This is a genomic window from Pontibacterium sp., from assembly GCF_041587635.1.
In the GTDB taxonomy this organism is placed as follows: domain Bacteria; phylum Pseudomonadota; class Gammaproteobacteria; order Pseudomonadales; family Balneatricaceae; genus Pontibacterium.
This window is the reverse complement of record NZ_JBFGYC010000650.1, coordinates 1-2058: the sequence shown is the minus strand read 5'-3', so window position 1 is coordinate 2058 and position 2058 is coordinate 1. Positions and strand designations below refer to the sequence as shown.

Below are 2058 nucleotides of genomic sequence, written 5' to 3'. Positions count from 1 at the left end.
CGGTGTTGGTACCGCTTCTGACGCGGCTATCGCGATGGAAATGGGCTGTGAAGGTGTACTGATGAACACCGCGATTGCTGCGGCTAACGATCCTGTGCTGATGGCATCGGCCATGTGTAAAGCGATCGAAGCGGGCCGTGAAGCGTTTCTGGCCGGTCGTATGCCGCGTAAGAAGTATGCCAGCGCATCGTCCCCAATGGACGGCCTGATCAAGTAATACCCTCTGGGCACTATCCACAGGCCCGATGCATCTGTATCGGGCCTTATTATTTGTAAGACAGTATTAGACAGATCCCCATGACCGAAGAACAGAACAGCACCACACCCGAATCTGAAGCGGGCGAAGAAAAGAAATACATGCGTACCGTTCGCAGCTTTGTCCTGCGTGCAGGCCGTATGACCGAAGGCCAGCAGCGTGGTCTGGATGAAGCCTGGCCTAAATACGGGCTGGATCTGGCAAACGGCGCGATTCAGCTGGATGAAGTGTTCGGTCGTGACGCGCCGGTGGTGCTGGAGATCGGTTTTGGCATGGGCGACTCATTGCTGTCGATGGCCAAAGATCAGCCAGAGAAAAACTATATCGGCATCGAAGTACACCGTCCGGGTGTTGGCCGTCTGCTGAACAACGCACAACTTGAGGGTGTGGATAACATCCGGGTTTACTGTGATGACGCCGTGGAAGTGTTGGCGAACTGCATCCCTGATGGCAGCCTCGATACCCTACAGTTGTTCTTCCCTGATCCTTGGCACAAGAAAAAGCATCACAAGCGCCGCATCGTGCAGCCGGAATTCGCCCAGACGATCCGTCGTAAGCTGAAAGTGGGCGGTGTTTTCCACATGGCGACGGACTGGGAAAACTACGCTGAGCACATGATGGACGTGATGAATGTGGCTGAAGGCTACAACAACGTTGCTGGTGACGGTCAGTACTCTCCACAGCCGGAATGGCGTCCGGTCACCAAGTTCCAGAAACGCGGTGAGCGTCTGGGGCACGGTGTCTGGGATCTGATGTTTGAACGTACTGAGTAATCAGTTTCGTTACGGCATTTAAAAGGAAATGTACTCACACTTTCGACCCAAAGTGGATCATCAGGTCCGCTTTGTTGTTTCTGTGTCTTGCTCGTTTTGCATTGAGGCTTCGAAATGACAGGACTAAAAAGGCCTGCAGTAGTCTGGTATCTGGTAATTATCAGACGAGCCGATACAAACTGACCTTTGCAATTAGCTGAGCATTCGTACGGACATCTAGTTTTGTGCGTGCAGAGGTTATATGAAAGCGTGCGGTGCGCTCAGATATGGATAATATTTGTCCGATCTCTGAATAGGTTTTCCCATCACACAACCACTTAACGGATTCGCGCTCTCGTTGTGTCAGCCCGAAAGTGCGCTGTAGATTCTCTGAGCTGAATAAAAGCTGTTCAAAGCGGTAGTGAAAAGCGTTAGCTACCACCGATATCACACTTTCATGATGTTCTAACCACCGTTTTTCGTCTTCTTTTGAGGCAAATGTAATACCCCAGCCTGCTCGGGATTTATCCCGGTTGCGTGCAGGGATACCGATGCCGTTGGAGAGGGAGTATTCACCTGCTTCCTGCCAGAAACGTTTGGTTTTTTCATTGGGTTCAACGATCAGGTCACAGTTTCGCCAAAGGAAGGGCGTTTCTAGTACGCTGCACGCATGCGCGGTAGGGTCCGTCTTTTGATATTCCTGCTCCAGATAGTGGTTGACCCAAGCTTTAGGGTAGTTACCGATACTAGTGACATCGATAGCTAATGGAGAGAAATTGAGATAGACGTAATGCTCAATATCAAACTGTTGAAACACTTTATCCAAGTGGGATTCAAGTTCTTCAAATGACTGGGATGAGTTCAACGAACTCATTAAGTCCCATAGCTCATCCATGATCACTCCCTGTCAGATCTGACAGCTGATTATCCTTAAAGTCAGTTGGTAATATTAACTTTATTTAATATTCGTTCATGCTAACGTTATTTTGTTGGTCGTGCTACAACCAAAGGTAAACATTTTTGTAGAGATGTGACGCTTAAGGTTGTGCT

At 49.4% G+C, this 2058-nt stretch carries 2 protein-coding genes and 1 pseudogene; 2 read left to right on the top strand and 1 reads right to left on the bottom strand.

Annotated features, from left to right (window positions below; translation table 11 throughout):
- Together ABYW01_RS20300 and trmB are read left to right on the top strand one after the other, a co-directional pair.
- Positions 1 to 217, top strand: a pseudogene (locus ABYW01_RS20300) (thiazole synthase); the annotation flags it as partial.
- Between the two features lie 80 nt (positions 218 to 297).
- Positions 298 to 1029 carry a tRNA (guanosine(46)-N7)-methyltransferase TrmB gene (gene trmB, locus ABYW01_RS20295; protein ID WP_372836285.1) on the top strand — a complete coding sequence of 244 codons (732 nt, stop codon included), beginning with the start codon at positions 298 to 300 and terminating at the stop codon, positions 1027 to 1029.
- 160 nt (positions 1030 to 1189) lie between these two features.
- Here trmB and ABYW01_RS20290 read toward each other — a convergent pair whose 3' ends face one another.
- Positions 1190 to 1903 carry an autoinducer binding domain-containing protein gene (locus ABYW01_RS20290; RefSeq protein WP_372836283.1) on the bottom strand — a complete coding sequence of 238 codons (714 nt, stop codon included), beginning with the start codon at positions 1901 to 1903 and terminating at the stop codon, positions 1190 to 1192.
- Positions 1904 to 2058: the final 155 nt, after the last annotated feature.